The organism is Haloarcula sp. H-hyl2 (assembly GCF_056934385.1).
Genome location: NZ_JBRIIJ010000001.1, coordinates 164,258 through 186,261, shown reverse-complemented (window position 1 = coordinate 186,261; position 22,004 = coordinate 164,258). Strand labels below are relative to the sequence as shown.

The following is a 22,004-nucleotide window of genomic DNA, read 5'->3' as shown; positions in this document are numbered from 1 at the left end:
ATCATGAACACAGGGAAACGCGCACGGCTCACACGCATCGGGACAGACGACCGGTACGTCATCGTCCCGATGGACCACGGAATCACCATGGGAGCCGTCAAAGGACTGAAGGACATCGAATCGACTATCGACGCGGTCACACGCGGGGGCGCCGACGCCGTCCTCACCCAGCGGGGCATCGCCGACCGCGTCCACCCGAACAAGAACGACGCGGGCTACATCGTCCACCTCAACGGGTCGACGACCATCGGGCCCGACGAGAACGACAAGCGCACGACCGGCACCGTCGAGGACGCCATCCGGGTCGGCGCCGACGCCGTCTCCTTCCACATCAACGTCGGCAGCACCTACGAACCCGAGCAGATCGAGGAGCTCTCGGCGCTGACGACCGAGGCCGACCGCTACGGCCTCCCGGTCCTGGCGATGGCCTACGCACGGGGCCCCGACATCGACCCCGCAGCCGACGACTACAACCAGGCGGTGGGCCACGCCGTCCGGCTGGCCGAGGAACTGGGCGCCGACGTCGTCAAGACCGGCTACACCGGCGACGCCGAGAGCTTCCAGCACGTCGTCGAATCGACCTCGCTGCCGGTCGTCATCGCCGGCGGCTCGAAGGGGACCGACCAGGAGACCCTGGAGATGGTCCGGGGCACGATGGACGCAGGCGGCTCCGGTATCTCGATGGGCCGTTCTATCTTCCAGCACGACGAACCGGAGAAGATCGCGCGCGCCGTCGCCGCGGTCGTCCACGACGACGCCAGCGCCGTCGACGCCCTCCACGAAGCAGGGCTGGCGGTCGAAGCCTAGAGGCCGAGCGCCGATCGCACTTTCTGGGCCACAGACCGGGGAGCCGCCGGCTCGGGGTCTGCTGGCTCCGCACCCGCTGGCTCGTCGGCCGACGCGCCAGTGGACCCCGCCCCTGCCTCATCCTCGATGACACGCCCTCCGTCGGGTCGCTGCGGCGGAGTCTCCTCGGGCTGCTGGGACGAGTTCGTAGCGGCCCGCGCTGGCGACTCGTCGGCAGACTGGAGCGTCTCGAAGGCACTCTTCGACCAGGCCGAGCGCTCCTCGCTGGCGACCACCGGCGTCGACCCGACCAGCCCGCGGGCTATCTTCCGGTACGCGACGGCAGCACCGCTGTGTGGGGCGTACTCGACGACCGCTTTCCCCCGGTCCTGTGCGTGCGGGACCGCGTCGTCTTCGGGAACGTGCCCGAGCAGATCGACGTCGAGGAACCCCGCGACGTGCTCGGCGCACGGTCCGTCACCCTGGCCGGACATCGTCAGCACGAACCCTCGGACGTCGGTCCCGGCCCGGCCGGCGAGTTTGCGCGTCTGGTCGGTGTCTCGGATGGCCGCAATCCTGGGCGTCGAGACGAGCACGACGGCGTCGGCCAGTTCGATCGGCCGGGCCGTCGCCGACCCCAGGCCCGCCGGTGTGTCGACGAGGACCACGTCGTAGCGCTCCTGGAGTGCCGTGAAGACTTCCGGGAGGTCGTCGAGGTTCGCACCGCCGAAGCGTTCCAGTCCGGTCCCGCTCGGCACGATATCCAGCCCGTCGGCGGCCGCGTAGGTGGCTGCCTCGACGGGCGCGTCCCCGGCGAGGACATCGTGGAGCGTCGGCGCCGTTGTGACGTCGATATCTACGTCGAGGTAGTCGACGAGATTCGCCGTCGTCAGGTCGACCTCGACGACGACCGGTTCGTAACCGGCCGCCGACAGCGCCGCACCCAGATTGATACTGGTGGTCGTCCTGCCGACGCCGCCCTTCGCGCCTGCCACCGCGTACACGTTGCTTACCTTGTCTGCCATCTGACACCGAACCCCTGTAGCCCCGACTATAGTGAGCGAGTATCTTTGTTATACGTTCACTTACCCGATGGGATTCACCCCGTAGGAACATCCTAATCCGGTGAGATCGAGGGGTTCGATCCTCGGCGGGCTGGCCAGACGGCAGTCGTCGTTCCGGGGGACTGCGCCCGCGTTGCTGAATCCGCCACGTTCAAGCCCCGGCGTCGCACACGTGGGCGTATGACACGAAGCGTGTGGCTCAAAGCCGACGACGAGGTCGGCGACTGGGAGACACGGAAGCGACGCATCACCGCTGGCCTCGAGGCCGGCGTCGACTGGGTCCTGGTCGACGAGAGCGACGTCGACCGGGTGAAGGAACTCGGTGCCGTCAACATCGCCGCCTTCTCGAACGGCGACGTCCACGTTATGGAGGCCGAGGAGGAGGCGTCGGCCAGCGACGCCACCATCGTCGGGAAGGACGGCGAGGGCGACGGCACCGTCGACCTACCCTCTGACTTCTCTGGCTCTGCGGACCTCTCGACGCTGCGGCGAAACGGCACCACCACCGACGGAGGGTACGTCCGGATCTTCGACGAGGACTACGAGGCCTTCGCCGAAGCGGTCGCCACCGAGGCCGACTTCACCATCGTCATCGGTGAGGACTGGCAGATCATCCCGCTGGAGAACCTCATCGCGCGGGTCGGCGACGAGACCGAACTCATCACCGGCGTCCAGACCGCCGAGGACGCCCGCACCGCCTACGAGACGCTCGAACACGGCGCCGACGGCGTCCTGCTGGACACCGACGACGTCGACGAGATCCGCAAGACCTGTGAGGTCCGGGATGCCGTCGGTCGCGAACAACTGGACCTGCAGTACGCGACTGTCACCGCCGTCGAGCAGACCGGCTCTGCCGACCGGGTCTGTATCGACACGGGCAACCTGATGGAACACGACGAGGGGATGCTCGTCGGCTCGATGGCCCGTGGCCTGTTCTTCGTCCACGCCGAGACCGCCGAGTCCCCCTACGTCGCCTCCCGCCCGTTCCGGGTCAACGCCGGCGCGGTCCACGCCTACGTCCGCACGCCCGACGGCGGCACGAAGTACCTCTCGGAACTGCAGTCCGGCGACGAGGTCCAGGTTGTCGACAGCGAGGGCCACACCCGCGAGGCCATCGTCGGCCGCGCGAAGATCGAGAAGCGCCCGATGTTCCGGGTCCAGGCCGAGACAGAAGACGGCGACCGCATCGAGACGCTCCTCCAGAACGCCGAGACGATCAAGGTCCACACCCGCGAGGGCCGGACCGCGGTGACGGATCTGGAACCCGGCGACGAACTGCTGGTCTACTACGAGGACACGGCGACGCACTTCGGCGAGAAGATCGAAGAGAGCATCATCGAGAAGTGATCGCTTCGGGTCGGCATATCGGCCGGTAATCCGGACTTAGCCGTCGTTTCTCGGGCGATACGGTGACCATCGACGGGACGACGCTGAACGGGAGTATCGGCATCACGACGACGGACATCGAGGCGTCCAACGGCGTAGTACACGTCATCGACGGCGTGTTGCTGCCGTAGCGAGCCGAGGAGCCGGGTGTCTGTCGCTCACTGCTCCGGTTCCTGTTCGGGCGTCCCGCGCTGTCTCTCGGCGGCGAGTCCGTCCGGGCGGAGCACCAGTGCCGCGAGACCGGCGACGACGAGGAGGCCGGCCCCGAGGAGGAACGACCGCCCCCAACCCAGACGGGCGATCATGAACCCGGCGACGGTCCCGCCGAAGACGCCACCGGGGATCTTCGCCGAGTAGACGAGCGCGTAGTTCTCCGAGGAGCGGGCCCGTCCGTAGTACTCGCCGATCAGCGACGGGAACACCGCGAACACCGGACTCCGGAAGAAGGCGGTCGCCCCGACCAGCACGACGAACAGCGGCGCGATTCCACGGCTCCCGACGATCACCGCGCCGGCGAGCGAGCCACCACAGAGGAGCAGTGAGCCACCGACAGCCCGTTCGCCACCCAGGCGGTCCGAGAGCGCGCTCACGACGACGATCCCGCCCGCGTCGGCCAGCGCGATCACCGAGGCGACCGTGGTCGCCGTCCCCGGTCCGAGCCCCAGGCCCGTCGTGAACCCGACGGACTGCCCGATGAGCATCAAGCCGACGCCGTTGACGACGAGCATGACGCCGTAGAAGACCCAGAACTGCCAGGTCCGGACCACAGAACGCCACCCGACCGCGTCGGACGCGTCCAGCCGAACGGTGTCGTCGCCGGTCGTCGTGTCCTCGTCAGTCGCCGCCGCCTCGCCCGACGGCGGGTCCCTGAGCACGATTGCGGCGAGCAGCCCCATTCCGCCGACCGCCGCGGCAAGGGCCAGCAGCGTCCCGCGGTACGAGACGCCCAGCCGGGACTGTAACAACGGGATGGCGGCGACGCTCACCGCGCTGTAGGCCATCGTGACCGCGCCCGTCGCCAGGCCCCGGCGGGCAGTGAACCACTTGACCGGCGTGTTGACCGCGACGGTGTAGGCCATGCCACAGCCGACCCCACCCAGCGTGTACGCGAGGACCGCGAGCGGGTACGACCGGACGACCGCGAGACCGGCGTAGCCGCTGGCCAGGAACAGACCACTCAGCGCCAGGATCACCCGCGGCCCGTATCGATCCCTGATACTCCCGGCGGGGAACTGGACCGCGGTCTGTGCGACGACGTAGGCAGTAAATATCGTCCCGAGTTCGGTCGCCGACGCACCGACTCGTGTTCCGACAGCGCCGCTGATCGAACTCCAGACGAACTGGTAGGTGCCGGCCGCGCCCATCACACCGGCGGCGACGGCGACGAGCACCCAGCGGAACGCGGGCGAGGCCGTCCCGTCTTCTGTCACCGTTCGGTGCTAGCGTCCTCGGGCGTCGACAGGTCGGCTGTACACCAGTGACAGAAGTCGATGTCCTCGTCCAGTTCCTTCCCGCAGTTCGGACACTGCATGTCGGCCTCGACGGCGACACTCTGGTTCTCACGGGTGGCCATCCAGTAGGCGTCGGCCATGCTGAGGACGGTGATCGTCAGCAACGCCACCGACACCTCGATCGGGAGGCTCCGGGAGGCAGCGAGGAACGCCTCGACCGAGAACTCGGTGGGGAGGTCGCCCTCGCCGACGAGCAACGTCGTGGTACTGAACACGAGGCCGAACCACAGGACGGCGCGCAACCACTCCCGGAGGTAGGCGTGTCCCAGTCCCGGGTAGATGAACGCCAGGAACACCGCGAGCCACGGTCGCTTGCGCCCCGTATCGGTCATACCTCCGATGTGTGACAGCCATGCCCCTATATCTTCCGAAGGTCCGGGCGGACCGTGTGCGGGCAGCCACCGGCGGCCCCCGAGCTGCCGTTACCGAAGGACGACCAGGTACGTCAGCACGGCCAGCGCGAGCGTCCAGAGGGCGACCGTCTCGACGGTGAACGCAGCTAGCCCGACGACGCTCAATCCCCAGACGACGACGGTACTGAAGATCACAGAGAGGACCAGATCCAGCACCAGCAGGACCCTGATGTCCCCGTCGGATGCCATAGCGACTCTGCCAGCGCGACGTACTTTGAACTGTTGGGACGTTCGTGGACAATCGATGACACGATAGCATTCATACCCTCGCGGCGCCAAGACACGATGATGTTGCACAACAGCGACGGCACGCCCGTGGATCCGGTCCCGTTCCTCGTGGTCAGCGCTCTGGGATTCACCCTCTGTTTCTCCTTTGGCCCCATCTACGTGATGACCTTCGGCGCATCTCTCCCGGTCGGTTTGGCGATCGCCGGCGCCGTGACGGTCGCGACGACAGCCCTCGCGTACTACCGGTACGTCTGGACGGAGCGACCAGGGCTGCGAGCCGAGATTCCCGCCCCCGTCCGGTTCCGACGGCTGGTGTACGGACTCGTCGGCGGCTTCCTGCTCGTCGCCGTGCTCGCGCTGCCACTCGTCGCAGGCTGATCAACCCCTGGAACTAAATCCGCCCGCAGTGAGACAGCCTTCATGCGCGAGGTCGAACGCGTCAGGTTCGTCGACGGGTCGCCGGCGGAACTCGAACGCCATCTCTCGCCGCCGACCGTCCTCGAACACGAGGGGACGTTCACCGTCGACGCCACCGAGGAGACGACCGACGGGGTGCGAGTGACCGCGAGCGGCGGTGGGATGGAGGCGGTGTTCGTCTTCGAGTCGCTGGAGAACGGCTACGAGTACCGCCAGGTGGGCCAGCAGGGCCCCTTCGAGGCGATGACGACGACACTGTCCTACGCGCCGCGAGACCACGGATGCGACGTCACCATCCGCTCGTCGGTCAGCCTCGGCCTCCCGGTGTCCGCGGTGAGCGACCGCATCGCCGCCTGGAAACGCCGGGGTGAACTCGACCGCCTCCTCGACGGCATCGACGACGCGACGGGCTGAGCGACCGGGACTGGAGCCAGCCACAACCCGAACCCAGTCCTGCACGAACGTTTATGTTCGAGACTCCAGAACGTGCCCTCATGGGCATGTTGACGACCGTCAAGGCGATCATGCAGGCGTCGACAGAATCCGCGAACCGGGGTGACGTCACAGACGAGCGTTCGGAGGGTGCGTACTGGTGTGACGACTGCGACGTGCGGATCCGCGACGTGGAGGTAGAGGAGTCCGAACCGCCGACCTGTCCGGAGTGCGACGACCAGATGCGGTTCGAGCGCTCCCCTGGGTCGACCGGGTGTGCGTGTTGAGCCGCCGGAACACGTATGAGGGAAGCGTGTGGTAGCCGCACACATGACTTCCGCAGACCGCATCCAGGCCTATCTGGACACGCTGGAGGAGTGGCTCCACGGCCTCTATCACGGGATGATCGAACACCCGTCCTTCGAGAAGATCGAGAAGGAGGCCGAGGACACGACAGACGTGTTCATGTTCGCCTGTTTCGCCGACGCCTTCGGCATTCCGAGCCCTATCTCGTACTACACCGCGGAACTGTTGCCGTATCTCACCGAGGAGTTCGTCCAATGGGAGCGGCGGATGTGGGACCGTGAGTCGCTCGTCGAACGGAAGGGCCAGCAATACCACTTCTGACATGAACAAGTTCGTCTTCTTCGGTGGGAAGGGTGGTGTGGGCAAGACGACCGTCTCCAGTGCGTACGGGTTGCGCTGTGCGGGCGAGGGGTTACGGACGCTCCTGGTCTCGACCGACCCCGCACACAGCACCTCGGACGTCTTCGACCAGCAGTTCGACGACGACCCTGCTTCCGTCGAAGGACACGAGAACCTCTGGGCGATGGAACTGGACCCCGACGAGGAGGTTCAGCGCCACATGCGGTCGATCAAACAGTCGATGTCCGACCAGGTGAGCCCCGCAATCGTCAACGAGATCGACCGCCAGATCGAACTCGCACACCGGACGCCGGGCGCCTACGAGGCCGCGCTGTTCGACCGGTTCATCGACGTGATGCGCGACAGCGAGGCGTACGATCGGGTCATCTTCGACACGTCGCCGACGGGCGGGACGCTCCGACTGCTCGCACTCCCGGAGTTCCTCGAATCGTGGATCGAACGGCTGGCAGCGAAACGCGAACAGAGCGTGGATCTCTTCGAGAAGGCCGCTGTCGGAGATACGGAGGCCCGCGAGAAACTCGACGAGGATCCGATCCTCCAGCGGCTCAGTGAACGGAAAGCCAACTTCGAGTTCGCCGGTGAGACCCTCCGCGAGGAGGCGATGTTCTACCTCGTGCTCAACCCGGACGAACTCTCCATCGAGGAGTCCCACCGTGCCGTCACGGACCTCACGGACGCCGGCCTGACCGTGGGCGGCCTGGTCGTCAACAAGGTCGCCCCTGCGCCGGACGACGGCGAATCCGGAACCGGGGCGACCTACCTTCGTGAGCGACATCGGACCGAACAGAAGCGCCTCGACCGCATCCGTGAGGAGTTCGAGCAACCGGTCGTCGGTGTCATCGAACAGCGCGTTTCCGAGGTGAAAGGGAATCTCCTGGCCGAGGTCGCCGCGGAACTGGCCATCGCGACAGCGGCGACACCGCCGACGACCCGATAGGGGGTTATTCTCGGGCTATCCCCCATAATTGTTAAATATCTTTCCTTCGCAGGCATGCGTGAGGTATCCTATCATGGTACAGGTAATCTGGCTCGTCCTGGCGACGCTCATCACGTTCAGTATCGGGTATCTCGGCTATTCGAGATACCTCGCACAGTTCGTCGAACTCGACGATTCCAACCAGACACCGGCGCACAAGTACGAAGACGGACAGGAATACGTACCTTCGAAGAAACCGGTCTTGCTGGGGCACCACTACTCCAGCATCGCCGGCGGGGCACCCATCGTCGGCCCCATCACCGCCGGCGTTGTCTGGGGGTGGGTGCCAGCGCTGCTGTGGATCGCCATCGGCAACCCGCTGATGGGGAGCGTCCACGACTTCGTCTCGCTGTCGGGGAGCCTCCGCCACGAGGGGAAGTCGATCGGGTACATCATCGGCGAGTACGTCGGCGAGCGCGGCAAGAAGATGCTGCTGTGGTTCGCGTTCCTGACGATCATCCTCGTCGTCGCGGTGTTCGCACTCGTCGTCGCCATCGTCTTCAACGCCTATCCGCAGGCAGCGACGGCGAGTTTCGTCTACATCGCCCTGGCGCTGGTGTTCGGGGTGTACCTCTACCAGCTGGACCTGCCGTTCCTGCCCGGCACAGCCGTCTTCGTCTCGGCGGTGTTCGCCGGGGTCTGGGTCGGCGTCAACTTCCCGATCGCACTGTTCCCGGCCGCCGAAGCCGGCTCCTATCCGGCCGGGACGATCGTCCTGCTGGGCTCTGGCGCGGCCTCGCTGGTCCCCGCGGCAGGGACCCTCGGCGCGAACACAGCGGGCTGGATCCCCGTTATCCTGGTCTATGCGGGCATCGCGTCCGTGCTCCCGGTGTGGACACTACTCCAGCCGCGTGACTTCCTCTCGTCGTTCCTGCTGTATGCAGGGGTCGGGGGCGCGCTAGTTGCGGTCATCGTCGGCACGCTGCTGGGGACCGCGAGCGAGCCGCTGGTCATCAACCTCGAACCGTACTACGGGTTCATGGGGACGGCGGGGCTGCCGCTGTTCCCGCTCCTGTTCGTGACCATCGCCTGCGGGACCATCAGCGGGTTCCACTCGCTGGTCTCCTCGGGGACCACGGCCAAACAATTGAACAAGGAGTCCGACGCCCGCCCGATCGGGTACGGCGGGATGCTCGGCGAGGGGCTGCTCGCGACCGTCGCGCTGGGGACCGTCGCCGTCGCAGGCGTCACGGCCGGCGGCGGTATCGGCCGTGCGCTCCCGAACTTCGCCAGCGGCGGGAGCGTGATGCTGACGAGCTTCGGCATCCCGACCTCGCTCGGCGCGCCGTTCATGGCGCTGGTCCTGGTGAGCTTCCTGCTGACCTCGACGGACACGGCGGTTCGCCTGGGCCGGTACATGGCCGAGGAGATCGTCGGGACGCCCGACGCCGACATGGTCGTCGTCCGCCAGATCCAGGAGGTCGGCATCAACCGATACAGCAACGCGACCATCCAGTGTCTGCTTGCGTACGCACTGGTCGCCAGTGGCTCCTGGGCGAGTCTCTGGCCGCTCTTTGGCGGCGCCAACCAGCTCCTGGCCGCGCTGGCGCTGCTGACTGCGACCGTCTGGCTGGCCAACTGGGACGACGACAAACAACTCATCAGCACCGGCGTCCCGATGGCCCTGATGACGGTCATCACGGTGTGTGCGCTGCTGTACCTCTCGCTGTACCAGAATCTCTACCAGCAGTTCATCCAGGGCGGCTTCGCCGAGAGTGCGGGCATCTTCGCACGCATCTCGGTGGCGGTCCAGATCGTCCTGGCGCTGGTCCTGGTCGGCCTGGCCCTGTCGCTGGTCTGGATCGGTTACAGCAACATCAAGTCGGTCCGCGACCAGCCCAGCGCCGCTCCGGCCGACGACTGATCCGTACGACCCGACTGCGGACTCGTTTTTTCAGTGCGTGACACCGGCGAGGAGTCGCTCGAACCGCTCGGCATCCGCCGACGAGGATGGACGGACGGCGACGACGGTGACGAACTCCCCCTCGTGGCGAACGGTGCCGATGGTCACCCCAACCGAGGTCGACTGGTCCTCGCCCTGGCCAGTAGCGGTGTAGGTACCCGCACCGATACTGGTACTCAGGAAGGAAAGATTTCTGTTCCCGCTCTTCGAGAGTTCTTCGACGGTGTACGTCGACTGGACGTACTCGACGAGGGCCGCCGTCGACAGCGTCGCCAGGGGGTCACGGACCACCGGCTGGTTCTCTATCGGTCGGACGGCAGGGGCCGTCGCCACGAGGGCCAGCGCCGGCCCGGCGTCGGTCGCCCGCCGGTAGGTCGCGACGGGCGTGGTCGCGGTGACCGGCCGGTCGGCGTTCAGCTGGACGTCGCCGCTGATCGACGCGTGGACGGTCGTGTTCAGTGTCCTGGTAGTCGTGCCGACGTGCTCGTACCCGGTCGCCGACAGCGCTCCGTCGGCTATCGTCGCGGACGACCCTTCGACGACCGCTCGCGACGGGCCACCGCTGGAACAGCCGGCGGTAACTGCGAGCACGAGCAGACAAGCGAGGACCGGCCGGGTCATCCCAGCCAGGCTCTGAGCCGGCCCAGCAGCCCCGACGGCGCGACGTCCTCGGGGTCGCGCCACAGTTCGAACGCCGCCGCCGTGTCGGCCTCGCTGCTGGCGACCACGTCCTCCCGCTCGGGCGCGACGACCGCCAGGTTGACCTCGTAGTCGCCGTAGTAGCCGTAGCGCAACAGTGTCCGGTCACGGAAGCCGTCGACGAACGACCGGACCGCGTCGGGGATCTGGGGCGCGACCAGCACGAACGTGAACTCGGTGCCCTGGTGTTCCTCGTCGGCCTCGATCCACTCCTCGGCGAGGTCGTGGCCGAGGTCGACCAGCGCGTCGAGGTCGGCCCGCGAGACGCCGTCGACCCGACGGGCGAACAGGTGCTCGACCGTCTCGTAGTTGGCCCAGTTGATCGACTGGTGGAGGAACTGCTTCTGGCTCTCGATCGACAGGCGACCGTACATATCGAAGCGCTCGCCGCCGGCCGTCGACGCCCGTTCCAGGTCGTAGTTGAACTTGAGTCGCTCGGCGACCCGCTGGAGGTAGTCGTCCTCCCAGGTCGGGAGGTCGGCCTCCTGGGTCGCTGCGTCGGCCCCCGAATGCTCCTGGTCGGCCCCACTCATGGCCCTGTCTCGGCTGCAACAGCTACCGGTGCTCCGACGCTCTGTTGGGCCCCCTGGCTCCCGTCCCGTACCGGTCGGCTAGCCGCGAGCGACTCGTGATGACAGCACATACCACAGCGCAGAACGGCGTCCCACGTAAAACGTCGGCCCGCTCGCGACAAGCTTTATTCCCGTCCGCCGACAATTGTGAAGGAACGATGGGGAACGACCGTGAAGCGTGTGGCCGGTGCAGCATGACCACCGTCGTCGATACGACGGACGGCGACGGGGAAGACCTGTTCGCCGGCGGCCGTATCGAGGTCGACGACGCCGACGCCCGGCGCGTCTCCCCCGGAGCGTGGCTGACCGGCATCAAACGGCGACTGGACGACTGGGCGACGCGCCTGACCTACGGTCGGTAGTGTACTCACGCCTCACTTTCTAACTGCTCGACCAGCGACCGCAGCGTCGCGAGGTCGTACTGCCCCGGTGCAGTCGCGTCCGCTGGGTCGACCGGCGCGTACCCGATCCGTGAGCCGTACAGCGGCGCGACCGCCCGTGAATGGCGCCCCGCCGCACCCATACACATCGTCGCGACGCGGTGGCCCGCCGCCGTACACTCGCGGGTAGCCCCCAGCATCGCCAGGACGTCGTCCGGCGAGTGGGCCGTCGAGGCCATCTTCCCGACGTCACCGTACTCGCAGGCGCGTTCGAGACGGTCGACGATGGCGGCCTGGGCGGGCGTGGCCTCGAAGTCGTGGGTCGAGACGACCACCGACGCGCCCTGGTCGCGGGCCACGTCGGCCACGCGGCCAGCGTCGTGGTCGCCGCCGCCGTCCAGTGCCGCCAGTTCCAGATCCACCGCGGTGACAGCTTCGTGTTCGAGCGCTTGCTCCAGGGTGTCCAACCGCCCCGCTGTGTCGGCGGCCTCGCCGCCCTCCCAGTCGACGCGGTTGGTGACGAGCACGGGAAGGCTGCCGTCGTAGGCATCGAGCTGTGCCAGTGGCTCGGTCGCGAAGTCCATCCGCAACTCGACGCCGTCGGCGTGGTCGCGGGCGGCCGGTTCGACCGAGAGGTCGTCTGTCGCCGCCAGCAGCGTGAACGTCTCGAACTCCATACCCGCCGTTGGCCGGACGGCGACTAAAATGACTCGACGGGGACGTGTGTGGCGCGATACCCCTCGTCCGTTCGGTCGACGTCCTCGACGGCGTAGAGACGGAGCTCGCGCTCCTGTTTCGTGTTGACCGGGAAGTCGTAGTATTCGGCGCTGTAGCCCGGTTCGGTCCCCGCTTCGCGTTGCTCGCTGACCCACTCACGGTGGGCAGCCAGCCGTTCGCTGGCGATTTCTCGCGAGCGTGCTGGCGCCCGTTCGACCCGGTCGTCCAGTGCCGCCAGCAGTTCGGGGTCGCGCTCGACGCCGACGGAGTTTCGGCCGGCCATCATCGCCGCCAGCGTCGTCGTGCCGGTCCCGAGGAACGGATCGAGCACCGTGTCGCCGTACACCGAGAACATCGAGACTAATCGGTAGGGGACCGTCAGCGGGAACGCACCGGAGCGGTCCCGGAGTCCGTCTTCGAGGTCCTGGGTCTCGCCGGGCAGTTCCCAGAGGTCCGAGAACCACTCGTTGCGCTCCTCCCAGAAGTACGCGCTCTCGTAGCGCCGGGTCGCCCCAGGTTCGAGGCGGCGGCGCTCCCCGTTCCGGAACATGAGGATGTGCTCGTGTTCGAGCGTGGGGTAGGCATTGGGCGGGACCATCCCGGACCCCATGAACTTCGCGCCGCTGTTGGTCGGTTTGCGCCAGAGGATGTCCGGGAGTGCTCGCAGTCCCTGGTCGGTGACACGTGCGGTCACCTCGGCGGCGTTGGGGTACGAGCGAAAGCCGTCGTCGAGCGAGCGGGTCGCGTCGCCGACGTTGAGACAGGCGATGCCACCCGGAGCGAGAACGCGGGCGACCTCCGCCCAGACCTCGTCGAGCACGTCGTGCATCAACTCGAACGCCCGGTCGCCATCGTCGGTCGCCAGCGCGTCGGCGATGGCCGGGTCGAGGTCCCCGAAGATGTCGTCCCACATCTCGATCATCGGGTACGGCGGCGACGTGACGACGAGGTCGACGCTGTCGTCGGGCAGCGAGAGGTCGCGGGCGTCACCGGTGACGACCCGATGTGTCGTCTCCATACCGGCCCGAGAAGGCGGGGTGACTCGTGTCTTGCGGTTATCGGCTGTCGAGTTCGTTCTGGACCTCGGTGATCTTGGCCGTCTGCTCCTGGTTGGCCGCGGCGATCTGTTCGATCTGTTCGGCGACCTCCTCGGCGTTCTCGGCGGTCATGTCGACCATGCTTGCGACCTCCTCGGTCGAGGCGGCCTGCTCGTCGGTCGCGGAGGCGACCTCCTCGGCACCGCGGGCGGCCTCCTCGACGGCTTCGTCGATCTCCCGAAGGATCTCGACGGTCCGGCTGACCTGCTCGATACCGGACTCGACCTGCTCGTTGGCGTGGTCGATGCTGTCGACGGTCTCCTCGGTGTCGGACTTGATGTTGGCGACGAGCTGTTCGATCTCGGTCGCGTTCTGCTGGGACTCCTCGGCCAGCGATTTGACCTCGTCGGCGACGACGGCGAAGCCCTCGCCCGCTTCGCCGGCACGGGCGGCCTCGATAGAGGCGTTCAGCGCAAGCATGTTCGTCTGGTCGGCGATATCGTTGATCACCTCCACGATCTCGTCGATCTCGTCGATCCGCTCCTGGAGCTGTTTGACGTCCTCGGACACGTCTGTGTTGGCCTCGTCGACGGACTCCATGGCGCTGATGGCGTCGTCGGCGACGTCGCGACCTTCGGCGGCGAGTTCCCTGGCCTCGTCGCTGACTTGGCGGACCTGACTCGCACTAGAGGCGACCTCTTCGACCGTCGCCGAGAGGTTCGATACCTCGCCGGCGACCTCGCGCATGTTCTCGGATTGCTGGTCCGCGAGATCGCTGATCTCCTGTGAGCTAGACGAGACGTTCTCAGAGACCCGGAGCAGTTCGTCGATCGCGTTCCCGAGGTTGTCGCCGGAAACGTCACCGACACCGTCTATGCCGGTGTTACCGATATCAGAGGCCATAGGAGACCGACCGGGAGCCAGCGAATTAAACGTACCTCCGCAGTTATCAGCGGTGATTTCGCCGGATCAGGCGACCGGGAGGTCCTGCTCGGCTTCCAGCAGTTCGTGGTAGCGGTTGCGGATGGTGACCTCGGAGATGTCGGCGACCTCGCTGACCGCGGCCTGGGTGGTCTTCTCGTTGGTCAGCAGCGCGGCGGCGTAGACGGCCGCAGCGGCCAGCCCGACCGGGGACTTCCCGGAGTGGACGCCCTGCTCCTTGGCGTTCTGGAGGAGCTGGCGGGCGCGGTGCTCGGCCTCGTCGGAGAGTTCCAGCGAGGAGGCAAAGCGAGGGACGTAGCTCTCGGGGTCGGCCGGCGCGACCTCCAGACCGAGTTCACGGACGACGTAGCGGTAAGTGCGGGCGATCTCGCTCTTCTCGACGCGGGAGACCTCGGTGATCTCGTCGAGCGAGCGCGGGACGCCGGCCTGCCGGGCCGCGGCGTACACCGAGGAGGTCGAGACGCCCTCGATGGACCGTCCGGGCAGGAGGTTCTCGTCGAGCGCGCGCCGGTAGATGACGCTGGCGGTCTCGCGGACGTTCTCGGGCAGGCCGAGTGCGGAGGCCATGCGGTCGATCTCGCCGAGTGCCTGCTTGAGGTTCCGTTCCTTGGAGTCGCGGGTACGGAACCGCTCGTTCCACTTGCGCAGACGCTGCATCTTCTGGCGCTGCTTGCCCGACAGGGAATTGCCGTAGGCGTCCTTGTCGCGCCAGTCGATATTCGTCGAGAGGCCCTTGTCGTGCATCATGTTCGTCGTGGGGGCACCGACGCGGGACTTCTCGTCTTTCTCGCTGGCGTCGAAGGCGCGCCACTCGGGGCCGCGGTCGATCTCGTCGGTCTCGACGACCAGGCCACAGTCCTGGCAGACGGTCTCGCCGTGTTCGTCGTCCATGACGAGCGTGCCGCTGCACTCGGGGCAGGCCGTCTCTGTCGAGGCAGATTCGGATTCCTCTGTCTGTTCCTCGGTTCGTCGTCGTGTGCGGGTGTGTTCGCTCATTGGTTGCGAAGGCGGGTGCTCACCGGGCAGGGTAAGGCCTAGAGAAACCCGGAGGCAATCGGTAAGCCTGGCTTCGGTCGAAAGTGATTTAAACGCTGTGGTATCGATTCGAGGAGCGGCCGTTCACGCCACGAGAACCTGCTCTGTCTTCTCCAACGTCCACCATTGAAATACCCATATAGACAACCTCTCCGGGGTTGTTCCGGAGTATTACCGGTGGAAACTGGCTCGATCCCGAGAACATTCGATGGTCAAAGTTATACATCAGTGTATGTATTTGTACTCTATGTCTCGACAGTTCGAGGTGAACGAGGACTACCGGTTCATCGGCCGGACGTTCGGGGAGTACTGCCGGATGTTCGGGCTCGATGCCGGGGCCCTCGCCGGACAGTCGGTACTGGACTGTCCAGGCGGGCCGGGATCGTTCACCGCCGTGGCCACCGGGATAGCCGACCGGGCGGTGGCGGTCGACCCGATATACGGGCCGCCCGTGGCGGAACTCGAACCGGTCTGTACCGACGCCGTCGAGCGCACCGTCGCGCAACTGCAGGCCGACCCGGACCGGTTCGTCTGGGACGAATACGGCGACCCCGAGACGCGTGGCCGCTACCTCCGTGCGGCAGCCGAACGGTTCCTCGCAGATTACGCACACCGCCCCAGTCGGTACCTCTGTGGTGCGCTCCCCACGCTCCCACTGGCGACCGATAGCGTCGATATCGTCCTCTCGGGGAACCTCCTGTTCCTGTACGACGACCGACTGGACGCCGACTTCCACGTCGACGCGCTGCTGGAACTGGCTCGCGTGGCCCGCCAGGAGGTCCGCGTGTTCCCGCTGCACAGCCTCGACCAGAATGAATCGAGTCTGCTCGGACCGACGGTCGACCGCCTCCGTGGCTGCGGCCTCACGGTCGACCGCTGGCCGGTCCCCTACGAGTTCCAGCCCGGCGCGACGGAGACGCTGGTCGTCACCGGAACGGCGGGCTTCGACGGCAACAGGTCCGCGGTGGGTATTTGAGCCTGCCCGACCACAGCGGACCCATGGACGGCATCGTCTTCTTCGCCACCGAGCGCCACGACGAGGTAGTCGGCTTCTACCGCGGCCTCGGCGCCGAAGTGTGGCTCGAACAGCCCGACTGCACCATCCTCCAGGCTGGCGGCTTCCGCTTTGGCTTCTGTGCCAGAGACGACGCCGACACCGAGGGCATCGTGACGTTCGTCTTCCCCGACCGCACAGGTGTGGACGCGGCCTACGACGCCCTGGACGACCCCGGCGACCCACCGGCGTTCAACGACACCTACGACATCTACCAGTGTTTCGCGACGGACCCCGAGGGCCGGACGGTCGAGTTCCAGACGTTCGAGTAGCGGACCGTCGCCACACTCACCACATCTCAAACGTCGGCGCGCGCCGGGCCGCGTCCCGTCGCGGCTCGGCGCCGCGCGAGGGACGAGCGTAGCGAGGTGCGACCGTAGGGAGCCCGAGTGAGCGAGTCGGCTGGGGAGGGCCGTGGCGGTCGCGGGCGGAAGAGCGAAAATACACGGTTGCGGAGTTGGGCGAGGCGGTCGTTGTACCGAGTGGAGCGGGGCGGTTGCGGTCACCGCCAGCATACCGCGCCGGAGGCGCGGTTTCACGGGACCGAGCGAAGCGACGGTCCCGCTTTTTTCCCCAAGTTTTTGCGCGGGGGTTGAGGCGAGCGCGCCGCGCTCGCCGAACCCCCCGCGTAAAAAGTGGTTAGTCGTCAGCAGTCGTCGCGACTCCCTGACTCGACAGATCCACCGCGGGCGCGTCGACCTCCAGTTCGTCGAGTGCGACCTGGGCGGCCTTCTTGCCCGAGACGAGCATGGCGCCGAAGGTCGGGCCCATGCGCGGGAGGCTGTGGGTCGTCGCAGTGGCCATCCCCGTCGCGATGAGGCCGTCGTGGACGAGGCCGGTGTGCTCCACGACGGCGTCCTCGCTCTCGCTGACCCACATCGAGTCGTGGCCGGGCGAGTCGTGGCCGGGAGCGCCGTAGGTGTCGTCGTCGGTCTGGTCCATGCCGGCGTCGCCGGCCTCGATCGAGGTGGATTCGAGGACACCGCGTTCGTCGAGTTTCGTGACTGCCATCGCGTCGTGACCCGTCGCGTCGATGACCAGGTCCGCCTCGACAGCGATGGGGTCGACACAGGTGATCTCGCGGGGCAGCGCGTGGACCGGCGTCCAGTTCATCACGATGCCGCCGACGCGGTGGTCCTCGCGGATGACGATATCGGTGAACTCGGTCATGTTCTGCATCTTCGCGCCGGCGTCGCAGGCGGCCTTGATGAGCCCCGAACAGGCCTCGGGCCCGTTGGCGATGTACAGCCCCTCGCTGTCCTGGGACTGTGTGAAGTCCACGTCGAGGTCGGCCAGGATCTCCTGGGCCGGATCACGGACGGTGACCTTGTTCATCAGGAAGCCCCCGAGCCAGAACCCGCCACCCAGATAGTTGTTCTTCTCGACGACCATCGTCTGGACGCCACGCTCTGAGAGCTCCGTGGCGGCCATCAGTCCCGAGGGACCACCCCCGACGATGATGACCTCCGAATCCGAGAAGTCCATGAACTCCTCGGTCCACTCCTGCCCGATCGCGCGTGTCACTTCCGCCTCGCCGACGTCGCTGAACTGGTCGAAGTTCTGCATACCACTTAGTGATATCATAGCGTGGTAAAAATGTGTTGTGGTGTCCGGCGCCGTGGCTGCCGAGCGAACGAACCGACCGCAAGAAGCCGTCAGGACCAAGCGTGCAGCCCTGCAGCCGTCAGGATCTGCTCCCCGCCGTCGGGTTGGCAGACCGCCCAGCGGCCGAGGTTCGCACCCTCGGGAAAGAGGTGTTCGGGGACGATGGGCATCGGCACCGGAGCGTAGCCGTTCCGGCGCATCGCCGTCGGGCCGGGGTACCGCTCGATCACCTCACCCTGGGCGGTGACCTCGAAGCGGCCATCCGTCGCCCGGCGGTAGGCGTGCTGGAACGCGTGGCGTTCCGCGGCAGCGAGCGCGTCCACGTTCTCGAAGACAGCGACGATCTCGGTCCCGACGCCCAGTTCCAGACGAGGTCGATCCTCGGCGACGGGGATCTCGCGCCACTGGAGATCCGCCGTCGGTGCCCTGGCACAGGCGTAGCTCCCGTCCGAGAGCGGAATCCTGTCCGGCCCCTTGTAGAAGTGCCTGCCATCTGGACCGTCGTCGGCGACGCAGGCTGGCTCGCCAAGGACCGTCGCGACGACCTGTGTGAGCGTCGTCCCCGTTGCTTCCGTCGAAGGTACCACGAACAGACAGTCGCGGCCTTCCCGGAGCGCGTCGGCAAAGCGTGGGACCAGTCCCGCCGGGCCGACGTCGGCTTCGGTGAGCGGTTCGACGGCCACCGGACGCGGGTCCTCGGCGTCGACCAGGCCGATCGCCTCCCGCGTCGGGACGGCCACCGCGGGCGTCGTCCGCCGGTCCGCCGTCGCCTCGATCTCGTAGCCGGCCCGCTCGCACAGCTCTACGCCGTGGTCACGCACCGAGGGATAGACGGGCATCTCTCGAAGGTAGGCGCCGAACGCGCAAGAAGGTCCCGCCGGGTCAGTCCAGTGCCGTCGTCCCGTCGGCGGCCTCGTATCGGTCCCGGCCCGACCAGTTCTCGATGCTGGAATGGGTCTCCCAGACCGCGATCTCCAGATGCTCTTGCATGAGTTCCGAGCCGTCACGGAGCGCCTCGCGGGCCGCGTCCTCGGCGAGCAGTTCGAGGTCGCTGGCTGCGTACCCCTCGGTGTTCTCGATGATCGGCTCCCAGTCGATCTCCTCGCCCAGCGGCCGGTCCTGGAGGTGGATCTGCAGGATCTGTTTGCGGGCCGTTGCGTCCGGCGGGGGCACCTCGACACGCTCGTCGAAACGCCCCGACCGACGGAGTGCACCGTCGATGTCCTCGACGAAGTTCGTCGCCGCCACTACGACAACGTCGTCGTCGGATGCACCTTCGAGTTCGGTCAGCAGTTGGTTGACCAGTTGCTGCTCGCTCGTGTTCATCGAGCCGTGCCGCGAGCCGGCGATGCCGTCGATCTCGTCGATGAACAAAACACACGGCGCGTTTGCCCGTGCGACCTCGAACACCTCCGTGACGTTCTGTGCGGGCTCGCCCATCCACTTGCTGGCGACGTCGGCGGGCGTGACCTCGACGAAACTGTGGTCGAGTTCACCCGCCAGTGCTCCGGCCAGGTGGGTCTTCCCACAGCCCGGCGGCCCGTACAGCAACAGCCCCGAGAGGACGTCGATACCGTACTCGGCGTAGGTGTCGGCGTTCTCCAGCGGGTCGATGACGGTGTCGTGGAGTCGCTCTTTCAGATCGTCCATGCCGCCGACGTCCGCGAAGTCCCGACCGACGTCGGTCTCGACGAGACTGGACGCCTGGAGGTCGACGCCGTCGGGCTGGACGACCCCGTCGACGGCGACGTCCGCGGGGTCGACCCAGTCCTCGATACTCGTCTCGGACGCCTCGACGACCGCCATGAGATGATCGGTGCCGATCGGTGCGTCCTCGCGCAGCGCCTCTCTGGCGGCGTTCTCCGCGACGAGTTCGAGGTCGCTGGCCGCGAAACCGGCCGTCTCCTCGACGACGGTGTCCAGCGAGAGGTCCTCGACCGTCGGTCGCCCTGCAAGATGGAGGGCCAGGATCTGTCGGCGGGCCCGTGCGTCCGGCGGCGGCACCTCGACGCGCTCGTCGAAGCGCCCCGATCGCCGGATCGCGTCGTCGACGTCTTCGACGAGGTTCGTCGCCGCCACCACGACGACGTCCTCCTCCGCGATGCCTTCGAGTTCGGTGAGCAGTTGGTTGACCAGTTGTTGCTCGCTGGCGTTCATGTTGCCCTCGCCGCTGCGGGAGCTCGCGATGCCGTCTATCTCGTCGATGAAGAGCACGCACGGCGCGTTTGCCCGCGCGATCTCGAACAGCTCCTCGACCTTCTTGGCGGGCTCGCCCATGTACTTGCTCGTCACGTCGGCGGGCGTCACCTCGACGAAGCTGTGGTCGACCTCGCCGGCCAGCGCACCAGCCACGTGGGTCTTCCCACAGCCCGGCGGCCCGTGCAGCAGGACGCCGTTGACGACGCCGATGCCGTACTCCTCGAACGCTTCGGGGTTCTGGAGCGGCCTGACGACCTTGTGGTTCAGCGTGTCGACGAGTTCGCTCATCCCACCCACGTCGGCGAAGCTCCGCTCGGGGTTGGGATCGACCAGCGAGTCGGCGTCCATCTCGATGCCGTCGGGCTGGACGACGGTGTCGTCGTCGGAGGGGCTACGGCGGTTGATCGTCGGCGCACCGTCTGGTTCGTCGGCCGGGTCGGTGTTGCTCGACCGTTCACGCCCGCCCTGCCGACCCTCGTCGTCGGGCTGGTCGACGCGGTCGCGGATAGCCTTCTCGAGGCGGTCGGGGTCGACCTCGTAGCCGTAGGTCGCCAGCCGACGGGGATCCTCGCTGACGAACTCCGCGAGCCAGGCGTGCCGGCGCAGTTCGTCGGTCGGCGCGTCGGGGTCCCGGAACGAGACCATCACGACATCCTCGGTGTGTGGCGAGTGGTACTCGGCCAGCCAGAACGGGAGGTAGATGCGATCGACCTGGGTCACTTCGTCGAAGCCGTCGGGGTCGAAATCCCCAGGGAGCCCGTAGGATTCGCGTAGTTTCCGCAGGAAGACGTTGGCCGTTCCCGCGTTCTGTTCGCGGTACTCGGTGAGTCGACTGGGGATGATCGAGGCCGCGTCGTCGGTCGTCCCCTGGAACTGCAACAGCACCGACCGCCCCAGCGTCGGCGTCTCGGTCCCGAGATCGAAGTTGTCGGTCTGCAGTCGCAAGATATCCTGGGCACCGTCGCTGTACTGGGAGAGCGCTCGGTCGTTGTCCGCCCAGAGACCGTCCAGCAGTGCGGTCGCGCGTCGTCGTTCGGTCCCGAACAGTTTCCCCTCACCGGTCTCGTAGGTGTACGCCACCCGGAAGACCGGGTAGAACACCCGGTGGAGGCGTTCGAGGCGCTCGTCGTCGCCGAGTTTCGTCAGCGTCCGGTCGGCGAGCGCCTCCCGGACCGTCTGCTCCTCGGGGACGCGTTCGTCGACGTCGATGTAGGGCGAGAGCGTCATTCCTCGACCTCCCGGATGCGCTCTCTCGCGTCCGCGAGCGCCGCCTCGGCGTCGAACTCGTCGATGGCGGCCTGCTGTGCCGCCGGATCATCGGCCAGATCGCGGGCGTGCTCGATCATGGTCGGCATCGCCCGGATGATGTTGTCGACGATGGGCACCGTCGCGACCTGTGGCGACCGGCTGAGTGGGTTCAGATCGACGACCAGTTCGGTCTTGCCCATCTCGCCCAGCGCTTCGGCGCGGTCGCCGTCCTCCAGGGGCACGAGCACGACGTCGGCGTCGTAGATGCCGTCGGCGTCGACCTTCGCTCGCTCGTGGTCCAACCCCGGAATCCGGGCGTCGGCGTCCAGCCCCTTGACCTCCTCGGCGCCGTGCTCACGGAGGTAGTCGGCGATCGCTTCGATGCGTTCCTCGGTCCGATTGAACAGATTGACCTCCAGGTCGGCGCCGGTCACCGCCGCCAGGTCGACCAGTTCTTCGGGCACCAGCGCGGCGGCATTGCCGTTGACGGAGACGACCGCGTGTTCGGCCTGGAGGAGGTAAGCGGCGGCCGCACGCGCCGCGCGGTCGGCGCTGTCGGTCGTCTCCTCCCCCAGTAGATAATCGAACGCTTCCCCCCGGCCCTCCGCGATAAGCCCCTGTTTGGACGTGATGCCACGCTCGACACCGGTCTCGATCCGGTGGCGCGTCAGGAGGGACTCGTATCGCGGGTGGCTCTCCGGTACGGAGACCTCGTCGCTCATACCGCCTGTTGG

At 67.0% G+C, this 22,004-nt stretch carries 26 protein-coding genes; 12 read left to right on the top strand and 14 right to left on the bottom strand.

Annotation, left to right across the window (positions count from 1 at the left end):
• Positions 1-3: 3 nt before the first annotated feature.
• Positions 4-807: a 2-amino-3,7-dideoxy-D-threo-hept-6-ulosonate synthase gene (locus tag Hhyl2_RS01035; RefSeq protein ID WP_483548852.1), complete on the top strand. Its 804-nt coding sequence runs from the start codon at positions 4-6 to the stop codon at positions 805-807.
• Here Hhyl2_RS01035 and Hhyl2_RS01030 read toward each other — a convergent pair.
• Positions 804-1,811: a MinD/ParA family ATP-binding protein gene (locus Hhyl2_RS01030; RefSeq protein WP_483548851.1), complete on the bottom strand. Its 1,008-nt coding sequence runs from the start codon at positions 1,809-1,811 to the stop codon at positions 804-806. The genes Hhyl2_RS01035 and Hhyl2_RS01030 overlap by 4 nt on opposite strands.
• Positions 1,812-2,030: 219 nt before the next feature.
• Between Hhyl2_RS01030 and Hhyl2_RS01025 the strand changes: the two genes are divergently transcribed.
• On the top strand, positions 2,031-3,197 hold the full coding sequence (locus tag Hhyl2_RS01025; RefSeq protein WP_483548850.1) for a 3-dehydroquinate synthase II: 1,167 nt from the start codon (positions 2,031-2,033) through the stop codon (positions 3,195-3,197).
• A 62-nt stretch (positions 3,198-3,259) separates the two neighbouring features.
• The gene (locus Hhyl2_RS01020) at positions 3,260-3,367 is read left to right on the top strand and encodes a fasciclin domain-containing protein (RefSeq protein ID WP_483548849.1); all 108 of its coding nucleotides are present in this window, start codon (positions 3,260-3,262) and stop codon (positions 3,365-3,367) included.
• 27 nt (positions 3,368-3,394) lie between these two features.
• On the opposite strand, the gene Hhyl2_RS01015 is transcribed toward Hhyl2_RS01020, so the two are convergent.
• From Hhyl2_RS01015 to Hhyl2_RS01005, 3 genes are all read right to left on the bottom strand, one after another.
• Entirely contained in the window at positions 3,395-4,666 is a 1,272-nt protein-coding gene (locus tag Hhyl2_RS01015) for an MFS transporter (protein ID WP_483548848.1), read from the bottom strand.
• Positions 4,663-5,079 carry a zinc ribbon domain-containing protein gene (locus Hhyl2_RS01010; RefSeq protein ID WP_483548847.1) on the bottom strand — a complete coding sequence of 139 codons (417 nt, stop codon included), beginning with the start codon at positions 5,077-5,079 and terminating at the stop codon, positions 4,663-4,665. The genes Hhyl2_RS01015 and Hhyl2_RS01010 overlap by 4 nt, the downstream gene beginning before the upstream one ends.
• A gap of 90 nt (positions 5,080-5,169) precedes the next feature.
• Entirely contained in the window at positions 5,170-5,349 is a 180-nt protein-coding gene (locus Hhyl2_RS01005) for a DUF8107 family protein (protein WP_483548846.1), read from the bottom strand.
• Positions 5,350-5,448: 99 nt separating this feature from the next.
• Here Hhyl2_RS01005 and Hhyl2_RS01000 point away from each other — a divergent pair, with 99 nt between their 5' ends.
• From Hhyl2_RS01000 to Hhyl2_RS00975, 6 genes are all read left to right on the top strand, one after another.
• Positions 5,449-5,766, top strand: a complete 318-nt coding sequence (locus Hhyl2_RS01000; protein WP_483548845.1) for a hypothetical protein — start codon at positions 5,449-5,451, stop codon at positions 5,764-5,766.
• A 42-nt stretch (positions 5,767-5,808) separates the two neighbouring features.
• The gene (locus Hhyl2_RS00995; protein ID WP_483548844.1) at positions 5,809-6,219 is read left to right on the top strand and encodes an SRPBCC family protein; all 411 of its coding nucleotides are present in this window, start codon (positions 5,809-5,811) and stop codon (positions 6,217-6,219) included.
• Positions 6,220-6,299: 80 nt separating this feature from the next.
• Entirely contained in the window at positions 6,300-6,524 is a 225-nt protein-coding gene (locus Hhyl2_RS00990) for a hypothetical protein (protein ID WP_483548843.1), read from the top strand.
• Between the two features lie 43 nt (positions 6,525-6,567).
• A complete protein-coding gene (locus Hhyl2_RS00985) occupies positions 6,568-6,864 on the top strand; it encodes a DUF7990 family protein (RefSeq protein WP_483548842.1) in 297 nt (98 codons plus the stop codon).
• A 1-nt stretch (position 6,865) separates the two neighbouring features.
• On the top strand, positions 6,866-7,840 hold the full coding sequence (locus Hhyl2_RS00980; protein WP_483548841.1) for an ArsA family ATPase: 975 nt from the start codon (positions 6,866-6,868) through the stop codon (positions 7,838-7,840).
• Between the two features lie 73 nt (positions 7,841-7,913).
• Complete coding sequence (locus Hhyl2_RS00975) at positions 7,914-9,743, top strand: carbon starvation CstA family protein (RefSeq protein ID WP_483548840.1); 1,830 nt, start codon at positions 7,914-7,916, stop codon at positions 9,741-9,743.
• A 30-nt stretch (positions 9,744-9,773) separates the two neighbouring features.
• Here Hhyl2_RS00975 and Hhyl2_RS00970 read toward each other — a convergent pair whose 3' ends face one another.
• The gene (locus Hhyl2_RS00970; protein ID WP_483548839.1) at positions 9,774-10,403 is read right to left on the bottom strand and encodes a DUF6517 family protein; all 630 of its coding nucleotides are present in this window, start codon (positions 10,401-10,403) and stop codon (positions 9,774-9,776) included.
• Positions 10,400-11,014, bottom strand: coding sequence for a DUF8052 family protein (locus Hhyl2_RS00965; protein ID WP_483548838.1), 615 nt, complete (start codon positions 11,012-11,014; stop codon positions 10,400-10,402). The genes Hhyl2_RS00970 and Hhyl2_RS00965 overlap by 4 nt, the downstream gene beginning before the upstream one ends.
• A gap of 197 nt (positions 11,015-11,211) precedes the next feature.
• On the opposite strand from Hhyl2_RS00965, the gene Hhyl2_RS00960 reads away from it, so the two are divergent.
• Positions 11,212-11,415: a DUF8007 family protein gene (locus Hhyl2_RS00960; RefSeq protein ID WP_483548837.1), complete on the top strand. Its 204-nt coding sequence runs from the start codon at positions 11,212-11,214 to the stop codon at positions 11,413-11,415.
• Between the two features lie 5 nt (positions 11,416-11,420).
• Here the strand turns inward: Hhyl2_RS00960 and Hhyl2_RS00955 are convergent, their stop codons facing one another.
• The 4 genes from Hhyl2_RS00955 to Hhyl2_RS00940 form a co-directional block, all read right to left on the bottom strand.
• The gene (locus tag Hhyl2_RS00955) at positions 11,421-12,110 is read right to left on the bottom strand and encodes a type I 3-dehydroquinate dehydratase (protein WP_483548836.1); all 690 of its coding nucleotides are present in this window, start codon (positions 12,108-12,110) and stop codon (positions 11,421-11,423) included.
• A gap of 23 nt (positions 12,111-12,133) precedes the next feature.
• On the bottom strand, positions 12,134-13,168 hold the full coding sequence (locus Hhyl2_RS00950) for a DNA-methyltransferase (protein ID WP_483548835.1): 1,035 nt from the start codon (positions 13,166-13,168) through the stop codon (positions 12,134-12,136).
• Between the two features lie 37 nt (positions 13,169-13,205).
• Positions 13,206-14,090 (bottom strand): methyl-accepting chemotaxis protein, encoded by an 885-nt coding sequence (locus Hhyl2_RS00945; protein ID WP_483548834.1) that lies wholly within the window; start codon positions 14,088-14,090, stop codon positions 13,206-13,208.
• Positions 14,091-14,156: 66 nt separating this feature from the next.
• Complete coding sequence (locus Hhyl2_RS00940; RefSeq protein WP_483548833.1) at positions 14,157-15,125, bottom strand: transcription initiation factor IIB; 969 nt, start codon at positions 15,123-15,125, stop codon at positions 14,157-14,159.
• A gap of 286 nt (positions 15,126-15,411) precedes the next feature.
• On the opposite strand from Hhyl2_RS00940, the gene Hhyl2_RS00935 reads away from it, so the two are divergent.
• Both Hhyl2_RS00935 and Hhyl2_RS00930 read left to right on the top strand, forming a co-directional pair.
• Positions 15,412-16,140 (top strand): class I SAM-dependent methyltransferase, encoded by a 729-nt coding sequence (locus Hhyl2_RS00935; RefSeq protein ID WP_483548832.1) that lies wholly within the window; start codon positions 15,412-15,414, stop codon positions 16,138-16,140.
• Between the two features lie 23 nt (positions 16,141-16,163).
• Positions 16,164-16,490: a VOC family protein gene (locus tag Hhyl2_RS00930; RefSeq protein WP_483548831.1), complete on the top strand. Its 327-nt coding sequence runs from the start codon at positions 16,164-16,166 to the stop codon at positions 16,488-16,490.
• Between the two features lie 367 nt (positions 16,491-16,857).
• Here the strand turns inward: Hhyl2_RS00930 and Hhyl2_RS00925 are convergent, their stop codons facing one another.
• From Hhyl2_RS00925 to Hhyl2_RS00910, 4 genes are all read right to left on the bottom strand, one after another.
• Positions 16,858-17,784, bottom strand: coding sequence for a sulfide-dependent adenosine diphosphate thiazole synthase (locus tag Hhyl2_RS00925; protein ID WP_483548830.1), 927 nt, complete (start codon positions 17,782-17,784; stop codon positions 16,858-16,860).
• Positions 17,785-17,873: 89 nt separating this feature from the next.
• Positions 17,874-18,662, bottom strand: a complete 789-nt coding sequence (locus tag Hhyl2_RS00920) for a hypothetical protein (RefSeq protein ID WP_483548829.1) — start codon at positions 18,660-18,662, stop codon at positions 17,874-17,876.
• A gap of 43 nt (positions 18,663-18,705) precedes the next feature.
• Complete coding sequence (locus Hhyl2_RS00915) at positions 18,706-21,249, bottom strand: AAA family ATPase (RefSeq protein ID WP_483548828.1); 2,544 nt, start codon at positions 21,247-21,249, stop codon at positions 18,706-18,708.
• The gene (locus Hhyl2_RS00910) at positions 21,246-21,992 is read right to left on the bottom strand and encodes a 4-phosphopantoate--beta-alanine ligase (RefSeq protein ID WP_483548827.1); all 747 of its coding nucleotides are present in this window, start codon (positions 21,990-21,992) and stop codon (positions 21,246-21,248) included. Before Hhyl2_RS00910 ends, Hhyl2_RS00915 begins: the two co-directional genes overlap by 4 nt.
• Positions 21,993-22,004 lie beyond the last annotated feature (12 nt).